The sequence below is a fragment of the Paenibacillus sp. GCM10027630 genome, from assembly GCF_042676305.1.
Classification (GTDB): domain Bacteria; phylum Bacillota; class Bacilli; order Paenibacillales; family NBRC-103111; genus Paenibacillus_S.
Map to the genome: position 1 here is coordinate 128992 of NZ_JBHTGY010000009.1, position 19797 is coordinate 148788.

General features: G+C 35.3%; 17 protein-coding genes. 16 read left to right on the forward strand and 1 reads right to left on the reverse strand.

The genetic code is table 11. The features are described 5' to 3' along the window. Positions 1–7 precede the first annotated feature (7 nt). The 11 genes from ACFQ0C_RS05035 to metK all read left to right on the forward strand — a co-directional run bounded on the left by ACFQ0C_RS05035 (position 8) and on the right by metK (position 12472). A complete protein-coding gene (locus ACFQ0C_RS05035) occupies positions 8–1051 on the forward strand; it encodes a glycosyltransferase family 4 protein (protein WP_379364524.1) in 1044 nt (347 codons plus the stop codon). Beyond that, positions 1048–2376, forward strand: coding sequence for a glycosyltransferase family 4 protein (locus ACFQ0C_RS05040; protein ID WP_379364526.1), 1329 nt, complete (start codon positions 1048–1050; stop codon positions 2374–2376). Before ACFQ0C_RS05035 ends, ACFQ0C_RS05040 begins: the two co-directional genes overlap by 4 nt. Positions 2377–2396: 20 nt before the next feature. After that, positions 2397–5207, forward strand: coding sequence for a YfhO family protein (locus ACFQ0C_RS05045; protein ID WP_379364528.1), 2811 nt, complete (start codon positions 2397–2399; stop codon positions 5205–5207). 27 nt (positions 5208–5234) lie between these two features. Then, a complete protein-coding gene (locus ACFQ0C_RS05050) occupies positions 5235–6227 on the forward strand; it encodes an NAD-dependent 4,6-dehydratase LegB (RefSeq protein WP_379364530.1) in 993 nt (330 codons plus the stop codon). Next, positions 6220–6930, forward strand: coding sequence for a sugar phosphate nucleotidyltransferase (locus tag ACFQ0C_RS05055; protein WP_379364532.1), 711 nt, complete (start codon positions 6220–6222; stop codon positions 6928–6930). Before ACFQ0C_RS05050 ends, ACFQ0C_RS05055 begins: the two co-directional genes overlap by 8 nt. Beyond that, complete coding sequence (locus ACFQ0C_RS05060) at positions 6927–7799, forward strand: NAD-dependent epimerase/dehydratase family protein (protein WP_379364534.1); 873 nt, start codon at positions 6927–6929, stop codon at positions 7797–7799. Before ACFQ0C_RS05055 ends, ACFQ0C_RS05060 begins: the two co-directional genes overlap by 4 nt. Then, positions 7796–8743 carry a glycosyltransferase family 2 protein gene (locus tag ACFQ0C_RS05065; RefSeq protein ID WP_379364536.1) on the forward strand — a complete coding sequence of 316 codons (948 nt, stop codon included), beginning with the start codon at positions 7796–7798 and terminating at the stop codon, positions 8741–8743. The genes ACFQ0C_RS05060 and ACFQ0C_RS05065 overlap by 4 nt, the downstream gene beginning before the upstream one ends. Next, positions 8736–9581, forward strand: a complete 846-nt coding sequence (locus ACFQ0C_RS05070; RefSeq protein ID WP_379364538.1) for a class I SAM-dependent methyltransferase — start codon at positions 8736–8738, stop codon at positions 9579–9581. The genes ACFQ0C_RS05065 and ACFQ0C_RS05070 overlap by 8 nt, the downstream gene beginning before the upstream one ends. A 71-nt stretch (positions 9582–9652) precedes the next feature. Further along, a complete protein-coding gene (locus ACFQ0C_RS05075) occupies positions 9653–9937 on the forward strand; it encodes a DMT family transporter (protein ID WP_379364540.1) in 285 nt (94 codons plus the stop codon). A gap of 19 nt (positions 9938–9956) precedes the next feature. After that, positions 9957–11219 (forward strand): adenosylhomocysteinase, encoded by a 1263-nt coding sequence (locus ACFQ0C_RS05080; RefSeq protein WP_379364542.1) that lies wholly within the window; start codon positions 9957–9959, stop codon positions 11217–11219. A gap of 23 nt (positions 11220–11242) precedes the next feature. Beyond that, positions 11243–12472 carry a methionine adenosyltransferase gene (gene metK / locus ACFQ0C_RS05085; RefSeq protein ID WP_379364545.1) on the forward strand — a complete coding sequence of 410 codons (1230 nt, stop codon included), beginning with the start codon at positions 11243–11245 and terminating at the stop codon, positions 12470–12472. 27 nt (positions 12473–12499) lie between these two features. Here the strand turns inward: metK and ACFQ0C_RS05090 are convergent, their stop codons facing one another. Further along, complete coding sequence (locus tag ACFQ0C_RS05090; protein ID WP_379364547.1) at positions 12500–13453, reverse strand: PfkB family carbohydrate kinase; 954 nt, start codon at positions 13451–13453, stop codon at positions 12500–12502. 591 nt (positions 13454–14044) lie between these two features. Between ACFQ0C_RS05090 and ACFQ0C_RS05095 the strand changes: the two genes are divergently transcribed. From ACFQ0C_RS05095 to ACFQ0C_RS05115, 5 genes are all read left to right on the forward strand, one after another. Next, complete coding sequence (locus ACFQ0C_RS05095) at positions 14045–14719, forward strand: TerC family protein (RefSeq protein ID WP_379364549.1); 675 nt, start codon at positions 14045–14047, stop codon at positions 14717–14719. A gap of 674 nt (positions 14720–15393) precedes the next feature. Beyond that, positions 15394–16272, forward strand: a complete 879-nt coding sequence (locus tag ACFQ0C_RS05100) for a carbohydrate ABC transporter permease (protein WP_379364551.1) — start codon at positions 15394–15396, stop codon at positions 16270–16272. Next, the gene (locus ACFQ0C_RS05105) at positions 16269–17120 is read left to right on the forward strand and encodes a carbohydrate ABC transporter permease (protein WP_379364553.1); all 852 of its coding nucleotides are present in this window, start codon (positions 16269–16271) and stop codon (positions 17118–17120) included. Before ACFQ0C_RS05100 ends, ACFQ0C_RS05105 begins: the two co-directional genes overlap by 4 nt. A 73-nt stretch (positions 17121–17193) precedes the next feature. Continuing rightward, positions 17194–18510, forward strand: a complete 1317-nt coding sequence (locus ACFQ0C_RS05110) for an ABC transporter substrate-binding protein (RefSeq protein WP_379364555.1) — start codon at positions 17194–17196, stop codon at positions 18508–18510. A gap of 24 nt (positions 18511–18534) precedes the next feature. Beyond that, positions 18535–19626 carry a GntR family transcriptional regulator gene (locus ACFQ0C_RS05115; protein ID WP_379364557.1) on the forward strand — a complete coding sequence of 364 codons (1092 nt, stop codon included), beginning with the start codon at positions 18535–18537 and terminating at the stop codon, positions 19624–19626. Positions 19627–19797: the final 171 nt, after the last annotated feature.

Here is a 19797-nt window from a genome sequence, read left to right on the forward strand (position 1 = left end):
TCACACTGTGAAAATTGCATTAACAAGCGTACAAATTCCTTTTATTAAAGGTGGAGCAGAATACCTTGCAGAAAATTTGCGAATTGAATTAATTAAACGTGGTCATGAAGCTGATATAATAACAATGCCTTTTAAGTGGTATCCCGCTTCATGTTTAGTTGATAGTATTCTTTTTTCACGGATGATTGATTTATCAGAAGTAAACGGTCAAGCTATTGATCGAGTCATAGGTTTAAAGTTTCCTATGTATTACGTTAAACATCCAAATAAAGTTGTTTGGGCTTTGCATCAACACCGGCAGGCTTATGAATTATGGGGGACTAAATTTGGAGATTTAGAACATATGAAAGATGGAGTTAAAGTTCGAGATATGATTATTAATGCAGATAATAAATATCTTCGCGAGAGTAAAGCAATATTCACTATATCAAAAACAGTCTCCGAAAGAATGAATAAATATAATACTATTAACTCAAAACCTTTATACCATCCTCCATCTAATTATGAAAAATTACATTGTAATGATTTTGGCGACTATATTTTTTATCCAAGTAGATTAAATGAAATTAAAAGACAGCATTTAATTATTGAAGCTATGAGCTTTACCAAATCTAATGTAAAACTATTATTAGCTGGTACTGGAGAGAAAGAATATACAAAACGTCTTAATACATTAATCGAAAAACTAAATCTTCATTCTAAAGTTAAGCTTCTTGGGAATATTACAGAAGAAGAGAAAATTAATTATTATGCTGGATCTTTATTAGTATATAATGGACCCTATGAGGAAGACTATGGGTATGTGACACTAGAAGGATTTTATTCAAGTAAACCATTATTAACCCACATAGATTCAGGTGGACCGCTTGAATTTGTAGAAAATGAAACTACTGGTTATGTTGTAGAAGCAGATCCAGAATGCTTGGCTGAAAAAATCGATTATTTATTTAATAATAAACATATTGCAAAATCAATGGGGATGAACGGAAATCAGCTCATGAAAGATCTGAAAATTAATTGGGATAATGTTATTGAGAGGCTCTTACAATGAAAATAGCTTATTTTAGTCCACTGAACCCCCAAAAAAGTGGTATTTCAGATTATTCTGAATACTTACTTGAAGCACTAATGGATAAAGCAGAAATTGATGTTTGGGTTGAAGGATTTGTTCCCACAAGTAGATTTATAAACATCAATTTCCAAGTTTACGATTACGTTCATAATCCTGAATTGTTACTTAAACTAAACGAATATGATGAAATTATATATAACATAGGAAATAATCCATTTTATCATACTCATATTTATAATGTATTTCTGAAGTATAATGGAATTGTAATATTACATGAATATGTACTTTATTACTTGGTAACAGGATACTTACTTGAATATCATAATAACCCGACTATGTTTTTAGAAGAATTGTTTTATAATGATGATTCTAATGCATATAATGAAGGATTGAAAATTCTTAATAGTGAGATTCCACCATTACAATATAAAAATCCAGAAAATTTGCCTTTAAATAAAAGATTAGTTCATTATGCAAAAGGAATTATTGTTCATTCTGAATATGCAAAATCAGAAGTTTTAAAAATAAATCCTTTTGCTAATTGTATCACTATTGGACAGATTGGTCCTGATCCTCAAAAGATTAAGCTAAATGAAAAAAAAGTTGAACACTTAAAAAAAAAATGGGGAATACAAGAAAATCAAATATTAGTAGCTTCTTTTGGATATATATCGGAGACTAAGCGTATTCATAAAGCTATTGAAGCTCTAGCTTCAATGAAAAGCAATTATGATTATCGATATCTTTTAGTTGGTGAAGGGGATTATGTAAATAAATTAATAAAAAAATATAATCTGGAGAAAAAAGTAATTATTACTGGTTTTACTACAACTGAAGAATTCGATGAGCTTATTGCACTTTCAGATATAATTATTAATTTGAGGTATCCATATATGGGCGAAACCTCAGCTAGTTTAATTAGAGCTTTATTGCTAGGTAAAGCATCACTTGTTTCAGATATAGGTTGGTTTGGAGAATTACCAGATTCATCAGTTCTTAAAGTGCCTGTTAATGAGCAAGAAGTACTAGTAATAAAAGAATATTTAGAAACATTATTTAAGGATCATGGGACTAAACAAAAATTAGAACGTGAAGCAATGATGTATGCACAAGAAAAATTAGATCCCAATACAATCTCTAGCAATATTATTGACTTTATTTGTTCAGTAAAAAATGATAACTTGAAGATGAAAATATTGATTCCTTTATGTGATCAGGTTTGTGAAATACTTGATGATATCGAAATTGATAAATATGAAGATTATATCAAGAGAATCTCATATGCTATACATGAAATCATGTGATTTATTGGGAGTTGCAAAATATGTATGCTGTTATTATTGAAAAAATTAAAAAACATTATTTAAATTATTTTTCTATAATTTGTTATTATTCACTTATTTTTTTAGTGTTTTTTTCTTCTGTTATTTTCAATGGAAAGTTATTATCACCAGGCGATGCAATGCTTTATTATCGACCAGTCTTTGAATGGGGGTTTGATTTATGGAATCCTTATATTTTCTCAGGCTTTCCTCAGTTCGGAGATCCTCAGGCCATGATATGGTATTTACCAAGGATAATTTTTAAAGTTTTTTCATGGAACTATTTTGTTGTATTTGCATATGTAGCAGCCGCGAGTTTTATGTACGGATTTTCATTAAAGCTAACAAACAATAAATTTGCGGCTTTTCTAGCTGGGATTACTTATAGTATGAGCGGTTTTTTCATGGGACATCTAGGACATACTGCGATTATTCATGCAGCTTGTTGGATCCCATTAATTTTATGGGGATTATATGAGTTAAATTCAAAGTATCAAGTCAAATGGTTTTGTATTACAGCTTTTGCAGTTTCAATGTGTATATTAGCGGGTCATCCACAAATGATGACTTACTCATTAGGATTAGGATGTTTATACGTATTGTTTTTGTCCATTAATAATCAAAATCGCTTTAAATTTATTGGAATAACCGCTTCTACTTATGTTTTAGGTATCTTATTATCTTCAATTCAATTATTACCAACTTTAGAATTAAGTCAATTAAGTTTAAGGTCATCAATGGATTTTCAAACATTTAATAGTTATCACTTGCCATTAAAACAGATATTAATGGTTTTCTTTCCTTACTTATTCGGAGGAATTCCAAACATTATATACGATTATCCCTATTTTGGTGAATGGAATTTAACTGAATTAATTGGTTATGTTGGATGGTTGCCATTTATACTAATCATTTTCTTTTTTACTTTTAAGCTTAAGCTGAATAAAAATTATTTTTTCTGGGCGATTGTTTGTTTTTTTAGTTTCCTATTGACTCTTGGTGACACGACGCCTCTTTCAAAAATTTTATTTCATATTCCAGGATATAATCTTTTTAGAGCACCTGCTAGACATTTTGTAGAATACTCATTGAGTTTTAGTGTTATTGTAGCTTTAATATTTAGTGATCTAAAAAAAGTAAAAGCTTCATATAAATCCAATCTTTGTTCCATAATAGTTGTTTTTGTTTTTATTGTACTCGTATTATGTGGAATTCTTTTGTTTGAAGAAAGTATTAGTAAAATGGCACTGAAGAATGGAAATGCTAATTTTTCTGTGAATCCTCTTAAAAACTTTGCAGTTATGTTTCCGATTGTTTTATGTTTTGTTTCTCTTGTACTTTGTCTTAGATATGTTAATCTAAAGAAAAAAAGTTTCATTTCTTTTTCAATTATCTTATTTGTGATAATAGATTTATCTTCTTTTGGTTGGAATTATGAATGGAAATACGCTGCTCCGCTAGATAAACCAGAAATATCAGCAACCGTTAGTAGTATAGAAAAGAATCGTATCGCTGTATTTGAAGGAGCACTATCAGAGAGTCGTGATTTAGTTCCTAATAGTTCTCAATTACTCGGAATAAGAAGCGTAAATGGTTACAATCCATTGATGCTAACAGATTATAATAAACTAACTGAAATTGATACAAGTGGAATTTTATCAAATAATCTACTAGATGAGAAAAATATAGTATTAGATATTCTTGGAGTTAAAAATCTTTATAAAATATTTTCAAATAATAAGATCATTAGCAAAGATGGAATATTATTTACAGAGGAGAAATTTTCAAAGGTTGTTAGTACGAACAGTACCTACTCTCTTCAACTCAACGGGGAGAATATTGTAGGAGATGCTCTACTAATAGAAGGAACTTTAGGAGGATCTGTTAGTATTAAAGATTCTACTGAGATTTCCAAAATGCAAGTAATTTACCAAGATAATACCAACCAAATGATAAGTATATTGACTGGTGAAGATGTAAGTGAATGGGCATATGATAGAGATGATGTTAGCCCGAAAATGCAACATAAAAAAGCAAATGTTTTTGAAAAGTTTGTTGAAAAGGATAACAAAGGGAATGATTTCTTTGGAAATAGATATTTAATGAATTTCAAGATTATGCATAAGACTATCAAAGAGATTAATATATTGTTTGCTGGGCCTAGTGATTCTTCACTAGAAATAAGCCGAATAACAGTGCATGACTCAGGTAATAATGAGTCACATCCAATTGATCTTAATAATAGTTTGTCAAAAAATAGATGGAAATTGATGAAACAGGTAGGAAATACTAATGTTTATGAAAATGTTAGATCATTGCCACAAGCATGGTTTGTCGATGAAGTCAGAAGAATGGAAAAAAAGGAAATTTTAAATACATTACAAACAAGCTTGTTTTCAGATAAATCTATTTTCAACCCGCACAATACAGCTTTAATAGATGTTGCTGAAGAATTACCCTTAAATTTTCAGTATAATGATTCAACGAATTCGCAAACCAATCAGATTGTAATTAAAGCATTTAACAATTCTGGATTACATCTAGAAACTAAAACATCTGATCAGAAGTTTTTGGTTTTAAGTGAATCTTATTATCCTGGATGGAAGGCTTATATTAATGGCGTTGAAACTAAGGTTTATAAAGTAGATTATTTGTTAAGAGGAATTAATGTACCTGTCGGAGATAATACAATTGAATTTAAGTTTGAACCCAGATCCTTTATTATTGGACTAAATTTAAGTATATTTGCTTTTTTAGTATTAGTATCTTTAATTATTATTGCTATCGTAAGAAAGAAGAAAATAAAAATATGATAAAATCAGAATGATGGGAGATACAAAATGGATTTATCTAATAAAAGAGTTTTAGTTACTGGAGCAGATGGATTTATCGGATCACATTTAACGGAATTTTTAATTAAAATTGGTGCAGAAGTAAAAGCCTTATCACAGTATAATTCTTTTAATAATTGGGGATGGCTTGAGGACTTAAATAATCTATCACAAGTTGAAGTATTTACTGGAGATATACGTGACCCACATTATTGTAAAAAGATTACGAAAGATATAGATGTGGTGTTTAACTTAGCGGCATTAATTGCTATACCTTATTCATATATTGCTCCTGATTCATATGTTGATACTAATATTAAAGGTACTCTAAACATTTGTCAGGCTTCTTTGGAAAACAATGTCCAAAGAATAGTTCAAGTATCAACAAGTGAAGTATATGGAACAGCAAAATATGTACCAATAGATGAAAATCATCCACTCCAACCACAATCTCCTTACAGTGCTAGTAAGATAGGCTCTGATTCAATGGCGATGAGTTTTAATAATGCATTCAACTTACCCGTAATAATAGCCAGACCTTTTAATACTTACGGTCCACGTCAATCTGCCCGTGCAGTTATTCCTACCATTATTACACAGATAGCCGCTGGTCGGAAACAGATAAAACTTGGTGATGTAACACCGACAAGGGACTTGAATTATGTTGAAGACACATGCAGAGGAATGGCACTTTTAGCACAATGTGATGCTGCAGTTGGTGAAGTAGTCAATATAGGTTCCAATTATGAGATAAGCGTCTTGGAAGTATTTGAAACTATTAAAGAAATCATGCAATCTGATGTTGAATTAATCACAGACCAACAACGAATTAGACCGGAAAAAAGTGAAGTACACCGATTATGGTGTGATAATACCAAAATAAATCAACTAACAAACTATCAACCTTCATTTGACATAAGAGAAGGCCTTAAATTAACTATTGATTGGTTTAGCAAAGAAGAAAATTTAAAAAAATATAAGGCAGGTATATACAATGTCTAAAAGAGCAATTATTCTTGCAGGTGGACTCGGGAGCAGGTTGAGACCGTATACAGTTGTATTACCAAAGCCACTAATGCCAATTGGTGATTATCCCATACTTGAAGTTATAATAAGACAGCTAATAAATCATGATTTTTCCCATATTACTTTGGCAGTAAATCATCAAGCCGATATAATTAAAGCCTTTTTTAAAGATGGTTCTAAATGGGGTATAAATATAGATTATTCTATAGAGGATAGGCCTTTAAGTACGATGGGGCCCTTAAAATTGATCAATGATTTACCAAACGATTTTCTTATCATGAATGGAGATGTTTTAACAGATTTGAATTTTTCCCAATTATTCAATTCACATTTAGATAGCAGAGAATTATTTACAATATCTGCACACGAAAGGGATCAAAAGATTGATTATGGTGTATTAGAAGTAAATGATGGTTATCTTACTAATTTTATAGAAAAACCAACAAAAAGATATAATGTAAGTATGGGAATCTATATTGCAAATCGAGGAATTCTTGACTTTATTCCTGAGAATAAAGCTTATGGTTTTGATAATCTAATGTATGACATGCTTTTATATAAAAGAAATGTTAATGTTAAAAAATTTAATGGTTATTGGTTAGATATTGGACGTCCAGATGATTATATGCAAGCTATCGAAGAGTTTGATAAAATGAAAAGCAGGTTTTTAGAAGAATGAAAAAAAACATAGTACTCACTGGAGCAAATGGTTTCGTTGGTCAGTATCTATCTGAAGAATTAAGAAAACAAAATTATAATATAGTAGAAATTACATCTAAAAACGGTAGTATTGTTGACTTTAATTTGCAAAAAAATATTACAAAAGTTGATCATGTAATACATTTAGCAGCAAAAACGTTTGTTCCAGACAGTTGGAATAATCCTTATAATTTTTATGATACTAATATAATGGGAACTGCAAATGTGCTGGAGTTTTGTCGCCACACAAATAGTAAACTTACATTTTTGAGTACTTATATTTATGGTCAGCCAACTAAATCATATGTTGATGAGAGTCATCCAATTAATCCAAATTCACCTTATAATCATAGTAAAGTATTGGCAGAGAGCCTTTGTAAGTTCTATTCGGAAAATTTCAATGTCCCAATATCAATTCTGAGGCCATTCAATATTTATGGTCCTGGACAAAAAACACATTTTCTTATACCGGAAATTATAAGACAGTGTATGGACAATTCAATTGATAAAATAGAGGTTATGGATTTAAAACCTAAGCGTGACTATCTTCATGTGAGAGATTTAGTTAATGCTATCTCCCTAACACTCCAATACAATAATAGTGGCTTAAGTATCTATAACGTTGGAAGTGGTATTTCAGTTAGTGTGGAAGAAATTATAAAATTAGTGTTAAAGGAAAGTTGTTCTATAAAAAGTTATTCTTCTAAAGGACAAGTAAGAAAAAATGAGGTAATGGATATAAAAGCAGATATAACAAAAATAAAAAAAGATTTAAAATGGGAACCCACTATATCATTGAGACAAGGAATCGAGGAAATGCTGAATGCATTTAATGAAAAATCCTTATGAAAAAAATTAATGTAATTTTACCCGTTTATAATGAATCTGAAGTTATTGAAAGCTTTAATAATGAGCTTCAAAATGTTATTAAGTTATTAAACAGTAAGTATGAGTTCCAAGTTATATACGTTTTAGATAAAAGCAGAGATGGTACAATCGAGATTTTAAGGGATATCGCCAAACAATATACAAATGTTAAAGTAATCGCTTTATCAAGAAGATTCGGTCATCAAATGTCTTTGGTTGCTGGTATGCATCAATGTGATGGAGAAGCTGTTATTATGATGGATTGTGATTTGGAGCATCCACCAATAATAATAAAAGAATTACTAGAGAAGTTTGAAGAAGGATTCGATATTGTCCAAACTAAAAGGATTTATAATGAAAAAATCAGCTTTTTTAAAAAGACGGGTTCTAGATTATTTTATAAATTGTTAAGCAAGCTATCATCAGTACCTATTAGTTCTGATAGTGCGGATTTTAGACTCATATCTAAGAGGGTTGTCACAGTTTTTAAAAAGGACATTACGGAACAAAATCAGTTTTTAAGAGGTTTATTTCCTTGGGTCGGTTTTAATCAAACGAATATTACGTTCATTTCTGAAAGCAGGAAAAAAGGGAAAAGTAAATACAATCTAAAAAGATTAATTAATTTTGCAACTATGGGAATCATAGCATTTTCCAAGATACCTTTGAAATTTTCTGTATATATAGGTTTAACGATCTCTATACTGAGTATATTTTATGGATTATATACTATTCTAAGTTTTTTCATTAGTAAAAATATCCCAGAGGGTTGGACCTCGGTTATTGCTACAGTATCTTTTTTAGGAGGCATCCAGCTTATTTTCATGGGTATCATTGGAGAATATATTGGAGGTATTTTTGATGAAGTGAAAAATAGGCCTTTATATATTATAGAGGAAGAATTCGAGGGAGTTAAAAATGAATGATAATTTGTGTATAGTTTGCGGATCACCCTATAAAAAATCAAAGTTAAAAGGGTTAATCGAATGCACTAATTGTAGTTTTATAACTACAAATTTGAACATTTCAAATGATGAGCTTAAAAAGTTATATTCGATAGATTATTTTCATGGGAAAGAATATAGTGATTACCTTTCTGATAAGAAGATCATTCAACATAATTTTTATTCCAGACTTAAGACATTAATGAAATATATCCAAAATCCAAAGGAAAAATCCCTCTTCGAGATTGGATGCGCTTATGGATTTTTCTTAGATGTAGCCAATCCATTGTTTTCGGATGTATCAGGTATCGACATTTCCGCCGAAGCAGTACAAAAGGGTAAAGAGTTAATGGGGTTAAATGTTTTTTCTGGGGACTTTTTGGAATACAAATTTGATTCGAAATACGATGTTTTTTGTATGTGGGACACAATAGAGCACTTGAAAGAACCACATCTTTTTATAGAAAAAATATCTGAGAATATAAATAAAGACGGTCTAATTGCGATTTCAACAGGTGATATCGGTAGCTTAAATGCAAGTATTAGAGGAGATAATTGGAGGCAGATTCATCCACCAACCCATTTACAGTATTTTTCTTCAAAAACTTTGGCGAAATTATTGGAAAAATATGGATTTGAAGTGGTTTATACTGGGCATCCAGGCAATTATCTTAGTTTAAACACAATAAGTTATATATTGTTTGTTCTAAAGTATAATATTCCAGGTTTCTATAATTTACTTAAGAAGACTGGGATAGTTAATCTCAATGTTTATTTAAATATGTTTGACTTTGTGTATATGATTGGTAGAAAAAAATGACTCTTACTTTGTTTCTAATTTTGTACTATCTTGTAGCTAGCAGTCTTGGTCTCACTCTAGTAAAATTGTATATGAATAACGTTGATCTTTCTTTATTAAAATCAAATATTTTTCTTCTGGTAAATTATAAATTGATTATTGGAACAATTCTCTATATCACAAGTTTTTTATCTTGGTTTGTTATATTATCAAGAAATGAGCTATCATTCATATACCCTATTATTGTAGGATTGGGATATATCTGTATAATATTATTGTCAATTTTGTTTTTAAAAGAATCAATAACATTATATAAGATGTTAGGTATCACCCTTATATTAATTGGTGTCATTATCATTAGTTTAAAAGGTAAATGAGACAAAGGAGTCCCATACTATGATCAATTCTACAAATGGCTCACTAATCCGAGACATTAACGTAGCACCACAAGGCAAGCTTAAACTCGACTGGGTTAAAGCCCACATGCCTTTACTCAATACCATCGAAGAACAGTTTAAGAAAGAACAACCATTCAAAGGGCTAAAAGTAACAATCTGCCTTCATTTAGAGGCAAAAACCGGGTATTTAGCACAAGTTGTACAAGCTGGTGGAGCTGAAGTCGCAGTATGCGGAAGCAATCCGCTGTCGACTCAAGATGATGTCGTCGCGGCTCTTGTTGAAAGCGGAATAACAGCCTACGCTTGGTACAATGTAACGGATGAAGAATACCATATGCATATTAATAAAGCTTTGGATTTCAGACCAAATGCTATCATTGATGATGGTGGGGATCTTGTAAGCATTTTGCATAGCCAGCGTTTGGAGCAAACGAAAGAGATCATTGGCGGCTGTGAAGAGACAACTACAGGGATTATCCGTCTAAAAGCTCTGGAAAATGAAGGTAAGCTTCAATTTCCAATGATGGCTGTTAATGATGCATATTGCAAATATTTATTTGATAATCGTTATGGTACAGGGCAATCTGTTTGGGATGGTATCAATAGAACTACAAACCTGGTCGTTGCAGGAAAGACGGTTGTAGTAGTTGGATATGGCTGGTGCGGTAAGGGCGTGGCTATGCGTGCTAAGGGTCTTGGAGCACAAGTTATTGTAACTGAAATTGATCCTATCAAGGCCATTGAAGCTTACATGGATGGATTTACTGTAATGCCGATGATCGAAGCGGTTAAGCATGGTGATTTCTATGTTACGGTTACTGGTAACCGTGATGTTATTGCTGACGAGCATTTTGATGTTATGAAAGACGGAGCTATCATGTGTAATGCTGGTCATTTTGATATTGAAGTGAACAAAAATGATCTTGCAGCAAGAGCTGTAAGTGTCCGTGAAGTTCGTAAGAACATAGATGAGTATGAGATGAAGGACGGTCGTAAATTGTATCTTCTTGCTGGCGGTCGTTTAGTGAACTTGGCCGCGGGAGACGGACATCCTGCAGAAGTAATGGATTTGACGTTTGCTTTGCAAGCTCTTTCTTTAAAACATGTTGTCCAAAACAGCAAGTCCATAGGTCCAAAAGTTCAACCAGTTCCAAGTGAATTAGATCGTTATGTTGCTTATCTAAGACTAGAAACACTAGGTTTAAAGATCGATAAGCTGTCTCAAAAACAAGAAGAATATTTGTCCAGCTGGGCTGAATAACTAGTATTGGAGAGATGAACTAGATGAATGAAGATAGACACTTATTTACGTCAGAGTCCGTTACTGAAGGGCATCCAGATAAAATGTGTGATCAAATTTCCGATGCGATTTTGGATGCGATCTTAGAACAGGATCCTAATGCACGTGTAGCTTGTGAGACTGCGACTTCAACTGGCTTGCTTCTGGTAACTGGTGAAATTACTACAACAGCAAAAGTGGATTACAACAAAGTAGTAAGACAAACAATTAAGGAAATTGGGTATACACGCTCTAAGTTTGGTTTTGATTCCGAGACAAGTGCTGTTATAACGGCGATTAATGAGCAATCCCCAGATATCGCTATGGGTGTTAATAATGCGCTAGAAGCACGTGAAGGACAAATGAGCGAAGATGATATTGACGCGATTGGAGCAGGGGACCAAGGACTTATGTTTGGGTTTGCTTGCAATGAGACACCTGAGCTTATGCCGCTTCCTATTGCTCTGTCACATAAATTGGCTCGTCGTTTAGCTGAAATCAGAAAAAATAGCACCCTAACTTACTTGCGCCCTGATGCAAAAACTCAGGTTACTGTCGAGTATGAAGGGGAGAAGCCGGTTCGAATTGAAACGATTGTTATTTCCACTCAGCATAGTCCGGATGTGACTTTGGAACAAATTAAAGAAGATATGCATGAGCATATTATTAAACCTGTTGTACCACATGAATTTATTGATGAGAATACGAACTACTTCATTAATCCTACAGGCCGTTTTGTAATTGGTGGACCTCAAGGTGATGCTGGCTTAACAGGCAGAAAAATCATCGTTGACACTTATGGTGGATATGCACGTCATGGCGGTGGAGCTTTCTCGGGTAAGGACCCAACTAAAGTAGACCGTTCCGCTGCTTATGCTGCACGCTACGTAGCGAAGAATATCGTTGCTGCAGGATTGGCTGATAAATGCGAAGTACAGCTTGCGTACGCAATCGGTGTAGCAAAGCCTGTTTCGATTGCTGTAAATACTTTTGGTACTGGGACAATCAGTGATAAGCTGATGGTTAAACTTGTTAGAGAACATTTTGATCTAAGACCGGCTGGTATTATTAAAATGCTTGACTTACGTCGGCCGATTTATCGTCAAACCGCAGCCTACGGACATTTTGGACGTAACGATCTGAATGTTCCTTGGGAACAGACAGACAAGGCTGATCTGCTTAAAGCTGGAGCTGAGATTTTAGCTACTTCAAACGAAGCTGCGGCATCAAAATAAAAAGAGGGGCCATGGCCCCTCTTTTTATTACTTCTTCACCAACAACCCCTGAAAATACTCATCCTGCTTAAACTTCTCCCGCAAATCAGGACAATTATTCTCTTGAGACTCAATAGTCCAACCAGCAACCTTCGTCCCACAAACAACAGCTTCTTTGAGCGATAACCCTCTAACAAGTCCCATCACAGTTCCCGAGAAAAATGCATCACCGGCGCCGCTGGAATCCACTAGCTTAACAGGGAATACAGGCTGGTAGCCGGATTCTTTGGTTCTTGAATCATAGTAAATGGAGCCGTTCTCTCCTAATGTGATGACCATTGAGCGCAGGCCGGAGGAATCCACGAAGGAGATCAACTCCTGAATCAATTCATTTTGGTTCAAGCTGTCGATATTTTTTCCTAAAAGTCGTCCCGCCTCGATATCATTGCAAATAAAGCATTCAAGCTGATCAAGAAGCGACATATTGGATAAAATAACATCTAAGTTCCCTGGAATGCCGAAGACCGGCTTGTTTTCCTGCAAGGATAGTTCGACAACTCTTTTGGAAATTTGTTCATTAAGGTCTAGCTCCAGAACAATATGGGTGGATTGCTGAACAATCTTTTTACCTGAAGTGTCGATGATTCTCTCAAGCTCATCCAACTGCGGCATTTGCGAAATGGAGCCGGCCAGGTTACCGTTCTCATCCAATACAGCTAACCACATTCCCATGCCCTGATTAATTTTACCCAGATATTCGGTGTGAGCATTGGATTTTTTTAGACGTTGAATGATTTCATCGCCGAGTCCTGTGCTATCCACTGTCGAAACAAAAGAGGTAGTGAGGTCTAGGTTTGTCAGATTTTCAGCAACGTTGCGTCCAACGCCCCCATGAACAAATTGAATGCTGCCGAGATTGCGGCCTGTAGGTATGTATTCGTTTTTTGAAAAACCTTTGCAATCAACAAAAACAGTACCAATAACGGATACAAAAGATGACATGTACGGAATCCCCTTACTAAATAGTAGTATGCTTATATTATATTTTAATTTTAGGTTAAAAAGAAGATAATGTTTACACAAAATAATTATTCGTAACTCGCTCCTATAACCACCCGGTTATAGGATTTTTTATTGCAGCAGCCACCAAGGACGCTAAAATTCTCATACCGTCAGTGAGACAGCACCAAATGGAGAGGTTATGAGGTCAGTAGCTAAAGACAACGGGGGATGGCGAATTGGTAGAGTTCTAATGGTAGAGAAGAGATAGCAGCAAAATTTCGACAGCAAAGCAAGGCTACTGAAGTAGCGCCCTTAAAGCATTAAAATATTTCATCATTGATGTCACAGAAGTTTGCAGGAGCAGCATGTGAATACTTGTCAGGCTTATGAGGAAACTAATAGCAAAAGTAACTACGTGATGCACATCAGCGACAGTGCATGCCACCGTTTAGAGTTCAGAGGATCAGTGAACGGTTGAAAAAGTCCTTTTTATGTCCGAACCTTATGATCTTGCCTCAAATCAAGGATTCCTTTTCTATGCAGCAGTATCTTATGTACGGATATGATTTTGCACAAAAGGAGCGATTACTAATGGAAATATTCACAACCGAATTTTGGTCTGCTTTACTCGCAATTGTCGTCATAGACCTTGTGCTAGCGGGGGACAATGCAATTGTTATCGGTTTATCTGCAAGAAATTTGCCCCGGGATCAGCAAAAGAAAGTGATTTTGTGGGGAACGGTTGGAGCTATTGTTGTACGTTCAGTGTTAACTCTGGTTGTCGTGTGGCTGCTTAAGATTCCGGGCTTGCTTCTTTTAGGGGGATTATTGCTCATTTATATCGCCTATAAGCTGCTTGTGGAAGAAAAAAAGCATGATGTGGAGTCCGCGGCTAGCTTGTGGGCTGCAATCAAAACGATAATTATCGCCGATACAGTGATGGGTTTGGATAATGTTTTGGCGGTTGCGGGGGCAGCTCATGGTGACTTTGTGTTGGTTGTACTGGGGCTGCTGATTAGCGTGCCTATCGTTGTGTGGGGGAGTACACTTATCCTAAAATGGGTCGAACGGTATCCGATTATTATTTTTATTGGATCGGGTGTTTTAGCATGGACTGCATCCAAAATGATTGTTGATGAACCATTCTTAAAAGGATTTTTTGATGTAAATCCAATCTTGAAGTGGGGATTAGTGGTTGTCATCGTCGCAGGTGTATTGGTTTTAGGGAAAGTAAAGCAGCAAAAACGTACGTTGGAAAAGGCATGAGGGGTAGGCGTGCGAATCCCGGGCGCGCGTTGCGTCACTGCATGTAGAGATGTATGGATTAGAGAAAGTTCCAGCTCGTCAAGCTAAAAAGTACAGCACGACCATTCACCAAGAACACAACAGAGAGCGTTGAAAAATTAATGTGCCAGAGCAAAGCGAAATTGGGCCTGCCTGACTAAGGCAGCTTAACGGCACTTGTTTGTGTTCCACGCTATCAGTAACAGCAATGAGCCCAACCTTTCCGCCAACTTAAGACCAGAGAGCGGTGGGGAGCATCGCGGACAAAAGGGCTGAGACAGGCACAGGAGATGCACACAGCCCCTAACTCAAATTTCAAAAAGTCTGGAATATTTGTATTTCATTCGACATACATTGAAAGCGAATTCATTTATACGTATAACTTTCAAAAAACGATAAGAAAAGATTTGATTTGTCCGTATGAATAAGGGGGCCGATTACTTTGGAGGTTAGCTAAATGCCTAAATTGAAATGATTGGTGCTCGAAGCATAGGGGGTTATAAGACCGCATGATGATGATGATGGATATCTTGGCGGTTCAGGAGTTCCAAAATACGGAGGAGCTTCGATTAATGGACATAAATGAAGAAAGCTTACAGATGATATCAACCTGTAGCGAACCGAATAATAAAGTTAGTAGGTGAACAAATTTGTATGTGAAAAATAAAGAACCGTTTTGGAATAATATAAAAGTAGTTCCTTATCTTTTTATTTTGCCAAATATGCTTCTGTTTTTATGCTTTATGATCATTCCGATTTTCATGACTTTCTACTATAGCCTTGTCAAATGGGGAGGTATGGGTAGTCCTGTATTTATAGGATTTGATAATTACTTGTATCTTTTGGGTGATGAGGTATTCAGAAAGTCTGTTTGGGTGACCATCCTATTCACGGTAGCAACCGTTCCTATTCTAATGATAATGTCACTCATGTTTGCACTTTTATTAAATCAAAAAATTAAGTTCAGATCGTTTTTCCGTAGTGTATTGTTCATTCCCTCCATAATCTCATCTGTTGTTGTTGGTATGGTTTTTGTGTGGTTGTTCAATGATCAACTGGGATTCATTAACTATATTCTCAATTCCTTTGGTATAAAATCGATTGGCTGGTCAACAAATCCGAATATGGCGATGGTAATGATTATCGTAGGTACTCTCTGGAGTCGAATAGGGTATAACATGGTCATTTATTTGGCGGCACTTCAAGGAATATCCCCAGAGTATTATGAGGCCGCCACCATTGACGGTGCAAACTCCTGGCAAAAGTTTCGCTTTATAACAATGCCTCTCCTTAAGCCTATTCATACTTTCATCTTAATAACGGTTGTCATTCACTCCTTCCGTTCATTCGATCTGATTTATGTTATGACCAAAGGCGGTCCTCTAAATGCAACAACAACTCTTGTCATGCATGTTTATGATACTGCATTTAAGTTGAACTATTTTGGTCGCGCGTCAGCATCGGGTGTTATTTTATTTCTAATTCTTATGGCATTTACTCTGTTCAGACTTAAATCAAACAAGGAGAACGTATGATAAAAAATGAAAAAAAACAGCTAATACGACCACCAAAAGCCTCATATATGTTCACTTATGTACTAATGGTGATCGTATCTATTATTGTTCTGTTTCCCTTCTATTGGATGTTTGTAACGGCAGTAAAGCCTGTGGGTGAAATCTTTGAATTTCCTCCTAAACTATGGCCGGGTGAGTTTTTGTGGGGAAACTTTGCCAAATCAATGTCCGCAACGGATTTCCCCACCTATTTTAAAAATAGTATCATCGTTACTTCCATTGCAACCCTTATTACCGTTTTTATTAATCTCCTTGCGGGGTACGCATTTGCTAAATATAAATTTAAGGGCAAGGAGCTCATGTTCTTAATCGTATTGAGCACATTGATGATTCCAATTCAGGTTACCATGATCCCTAACTTTATCATCGTATCTAAGCTGGGTTTGCTGAATACTTATGCAGGACTCATTCTGCCTACTTGTGCAGAGGCATTCGGATTGTTCCTTTCCCGTCAGTTCATGTCTGAAATACCGGATGAGCTTATTGAATCGGGGCGTATGGATGGTGCAAGCGAGTTTCATATATTTAGCAAGATTGTTTTTCCGAACGTAAAACCTCTTCTTGGTGTTCTGGTTATTTTCACAGTCATGTGGCGTTGGAATGATTTTCAGTGGCCGTTAATCATACTTTCAGATAAAAAGATGTACACCGTACAGCTTGGTTTATCGATGTTAAATGGAGTGAATTATGTTAACTGGAACGACCTGATGAGTGCTGCTCTCATCTCAATAATTCCTGTGATAATCGTATTTTTCGCTTTTCAGAAGCAATTTGTGCAGGGAATAACTCATACAGGCATTAAGGGCTAGCTGATACTGCTTTTTTAATGAAACGCAAAGATGAGATGGTTAGTTGGTTATCTATTAAAAGGAGGAGAAGAAAATGTTAATTCATCCATTTAAGAGAGCGCTATCAATGTTTTGCGCCTTGGGTATGGCCGTTTCCGTGGCCGCGTGCAGTACACCTTCAGGCGGTAGAACAGAAACGGCAGGTAACGGAGCTGCAGAGAAAGATGCCGTACTAAAGGTAGCCTATTGGGAATCATCCTCATCTGATAAAGCGGGTTGGGATCTCATGATAAAGAATTTTACAAAAGATCATCCGGAAATTAAGTTAGAACCACAGGTTTATCCATCCAATACGTTTAGACAAACACTCGACACAAGAATTGCCGGTAACGATTGGCCTGACATTGTGCGCTACACGTATCAAAGACTTGGAAAATTTAAAGAGAACAATGTAATGCTTGACCTTAAAGGGAAAATTTCCGAAGAAAGTCTTAACGACCTGGTTCCCGCATTTCGTTCAGCTGTAACCTACAACGGTAAACTTGTAGCTATGCCTCATCATACGGATACTATGGCTATTTTCTACAATAAGGCTATGTTCGAGAAATCAGGAATAAGAATTCCTAAAAATGCAACAGACGGCTGGACGTGGGATGAACTTACGGCCAATGCGCGTAAGCTTAAAGCAGACAATAATTTAGAATATTCTTTTGGAGGGATTTGGGAGAATGGCTCCGGTTACCGTTACCTTCCATTTATCTACATGAATGGCGGATCGGTTCTGAGTAAAGATATGAAATCTATTACTATCAATTCACCGGAAGCTCTTGCGGCTACAAAGCTTTATGAAACATGGCAGAAGGAAAAGCTCGTGGTGAAGACCGGGTTTACGCAGGAACCGGCATCCAATTTGCTTTTTGTTGCCAAGAAAATAGCGTTTACGTTTTCCGGCAGCTGGCATCTCTCTTACATGGAAGAAAACATGCCAGGGAATTGGGGAGTTACTTATATGCCTCAAGTTAAGGGGAAAAGCGGCTCGGATATGGGCGGTAATTCAATCTTCGCTTACGCAGGCACCAAATATCCAAATGCAGCGGCAATCTTTATTGACTATATGACTAATAAAGCTAATATGAAAGCATTTGCTGAGGCTTCTAACTTTATTCCTGTACGCACAAGTCTTATTAATGAGGGTTTAAAATATACCAGTTTCCAAAAAGAGATGGACTTAATTCTCAATATCGTTAAAACCATTGATCCTAAAATGGCAGATGATGAGACATCTATCCGTTTCCAGCAAATAAACCAAATCTATGGTGAGATTATGGATCCAATAGCTATTAATGGATCGATGACAGCTGAAAAGGCTTTGGAAAAGGCTCAAAAGGATATGACAGAAGCTTTAAAATAATGGTTTGTATGCTAGGGGATTTTTATGAAATCAAAATATGTATTGGTAAAAGACGAGATAAAGTCCTGGATTTTGCATGGGAAAGTTTCGCCTCACGAAAAAATTGGCACCGAGAACGACATTATGGAGAGGTTTGACGTTAGCCGTCATACGGTTCGGCAAGCAATCGGGGATTTAGAGAAAGAAGGGTGGATTTACCGATGGCAGGGGAAGGGGACTTTTTGTGCGGATGCATCTAAAAGAAGCAAGTCTCATTCATACAAGACTATTGGTGTAATCACTACGTATATCTCTGAATATATTTTTTCCTCCATCATAAGAGGAATCGAGTCGTATTTGAGCAGTACGGATTATATGTTTATTTTAACGAGCACTAATAACAACATAGAAAAAGAGAAAAAGTGCATAGATTCTATTTTAGCCCGAAATGTAGATGCCATAATTGTTGAGCCCACTAAAAGCGCGATCTATAACCCAAATATCAATTATTATTTAAATATGGAAACAAACCATATCCCCTATGTTATGTTAAATGCCTTATATCCACAACTTCAAGCGCCTAGCCTAACTATGGATGAGGAGCAGGGAGGATTTCTTGCAACAGAACATTTAATTCAGCTGGGTCATAAAAAGATCATTGGCATTTTTAAGGCGGATGACTTGCAAGGCGTCAATAGAATGAACGGGTTTATTCGGGCCCACCGAGTTCATAACTTGCCAATAATTCCAGGACTGATTATATCTTATAATACAGAGGACCCGAGAGAGAAGATTCAAAGTGAAATAAAAAATCTATTTAATAACCATAATAATGATGTAACAGCCATTTTTAGTTATAACGATGCCATTGCCCTTTACATCATTAATTTTTTAAGGGAATTAAATATTAATGTCCCTGAGGATGTTTCTGTAGTCGGATACGACGATTCCTATTTGGCAGAAATGTCGGAAGTGAAGCTCACTTCGGTTATACATCCGAAAAGAACCATGGGACTGGATGCAGCTAAATTGATTGTTGACTTGATTGAAGGGAAGCAGCAAGGCTCCCAGTTACAATCGGTCATATACAAACCTGAATTGGTTGTCAGAACCTCAACTGCAACAGCGAAAAACTAGGTTTCTTAGTCTTGTATCATCTAAGCCCCATAATTGCAATAGACCTAAAAGGGAGAGGCCGAGCGCTCAATGTCATTAAGTTAAGCTCAAAAACAATAGCGGAATTAAAATGGAATTCGAAACGGCATGGGAAAAATCCCTGTGCCGTTTGTTTTTTTTGGTGTAAGCCAG

Excerpts from the sequence above, each read along its gene's own strand:
- ACFQ0C_RS05040 (WP_379364526.1), top strand. The coding sequence starts at position 1,048 with ATGAAAATAGCTTATTTTAGTCCACTGAACCCCCAAAAAAGTGGTATT.
- ACFQ0C_RS05045 (WP_379364528.1), top strand. The coding sequence starts at position 2,397 with ATGTATGCTGTTATTATTGAAAAAATTAAAAAACATTATTTAAATTAT.
- ACFQ0C_RS05050 (WP_379364530.1), top strand. The coding sequence starts at position 5,235 with ATGGATTTATCTAATAAAAGAGTTTTAGTTACTGGAGCAGATGGATTT.
- ACFQ0C_RS05055 (WP_379364532.1), top strand. The coding sequence starts at position 6,220 with ATGTCTAAAAGAGCAATTATTCTTGCAGGTGGACTCGGGAGCAGGTTG.
- ACFQ0C_RS05060 (WP_379364534.1), top strand. The coding sequence starts at position 6,927 with ATGAAAAAAAACATAGTACTCACTGGAGCAAATGGTTTCGTTGGTCAG.
- ACFQ0C_RS05065 (WP_379364536.1), top strand. The coding sequence starts at position 7,796 with ATGAAAAAAATTAATGTAATTTTACCCGTTTATAATGAATCTGAAGTT.
- ACFQ0C_RS05070 (WP_379364538.1), top strand. The coding sequence starts at position 8,736 with ATGAATGATAATTTGTGTATAGTTTGCGGATCACCCTATAAAAAATCA.
- ACFQ0C_RS05075 (WP_379364540.1), top strand. The coding sequence starts at position 9,653 with ATGAATAACGTTGATCTTTCTTTATTAAAATCAAATATTTTTCTTCTG.
- ACFQ0C_RS05080 (WP_379364542.1), top strand. The coding sequence starts at position 9,957 with ATGATCAATTCTACAAATGGCTCACTAATCCGAGACATTAACGTAGCA.
- metK (WP_379364545.1), top strand. The coding sequence starts at position 11,243 with ATGAATGAAGATAGACACTTATTTACGTCAGAGTCCGTTACTGAAGGG.
- ACFQ0C_RS05090 (WP_379364547.1), bottom strand. The coding sequence starts at position 13,453 with ATGTCATCTTTTGTATCCGTTATTGGTACTGTTTTTGTTGATTGCAAA.
- ACFQ0C_RS05095 (WP_379364549.1), top strand. The coding sequence starts at position 14,045 with ATGGAAATATTCACAACCGAATTTTGGTCTGCTTTACTCGCAATTGTC.
- ACFQ0C_RS05105 (WP_379364553.1), top strand. The coding sequence starts at position 16,269 with ATGATAAAAAATGAAAAAAAACAGCTAATACGACCACCAAAAGCCTCA.
- ACFQ0C_RS05110 (WP_379364555.1), top strand. The coding sequence starts at position 17,194 with ATGTTAATTCATCCATTTAAGAGAGCGCTATCAATGTTTTGCGCCTTG.
- ACFQ0C_RS05115 (WP_379364557.1), top strand. The coding sequence starts at position 18,535 with ATGAAATCAAAATATGTATTGGTAAAAGACGAGATAAAGTCCTGGATT.